This is a genomic window from Mycobacterium sp. E3251 (assembly GCF_001666835.1).
GTDB lineage: Bacteria > Actinomycetota > Actinomycetes > Mycobacteriales > Mycobacteriaceae > Mycobacterium.
The window spans coordinates 1-593 of the sequence record NZ_LZJF01000177.1 but is presented as its reverse complement, the minus strand read 5'-3'; the positions used below and the strand labels follow the sequence as shown (position 1 = coordinate 593).

Here is a 593-nt window from a genome sequence, read left to right as displayed (position 1 = left end):
GAAGAGCGGTCGCCGGGAGGGCCGTGCTTGTCCTCGTCGATGCGAATGTTGTTGGTGCGGCCTAGCATCCGCTCGATGCTGACCCGCGCCTCGGTGCGTGCCAGCGGTGCTCCGGGGCAGGCATGCGGACCGCGACCGAACGCGACATGGCTGCGCGCGTTGGGACGGTGGATGTCGAACACGTCTGGCTCGGGGAATTTGCGCGGGTCAGCATCGAGCGGATGCTAGGCCGCACCAACAACATTCGCATCGACGAGGACAAGCACGGCCCTCCCGGCGACCGCCGGTACCGGTATCTGCCCACGTTCATCTTGCGGGGGCTCACCCGGCTACACATCCGATTCGAGTAGTGCGATGCCGTTTCAGGGAACAACCGCAATCGTGACCGGCGGTCGCCGGGAGGGCCGTGCTTGTCCTCGTCGATGCGAATGTTGTTGGTGCGGCCTAGCATCCGCTCGATGCTGACCCGCGCCTCGGTGCGTGCCAGCGGTGCTCCGGGGCAGGCATGCGGACCGCGACCGAACGCGACATGGCTGCGCGCGTTGGGACGGTGGATGTCGAACACGTCTGGCTCGGGGAATTTGCGCGGGTCA

At 66.6% G+C, this 593-nt stretch carries 1 protein-coding gene and 2 pseudogenes; 1 reads left to right on the top strand and 2 read right to left on the bottom strand.

All coding sequences use genetic code 11. The features are described 5' to 3' along the window. Window positions 1–182 (bottom strand): cytochrome P450 (locus tag A5697_RS27855; RefSeq protein WP_156673403.1); only part of this gene is annotated, 182 nt, incomplete at its 3' end. A gap of 21 nt (window positions 183–203) precedes the next feature. Between A5697_RS27855 and A5697_RS21760 the strand changes: the two are divergent. Further along, window positions 204–350 (top strand): annotated as a pseudogene (locus tag A5697_RS21760) (cytochrome P450); the annotation flags it as partial. A 101-nt stretch (window positions 351–451) separates the two neighbouring features. Here the strand turns inward: A5697_RS21760 and A5697_RS27405 are convergent. After that, window positions 452–593: pseudogene (locus tag A5697_RS27405) on the bottom strand (cytochrome P450); the annotation flags it as partial.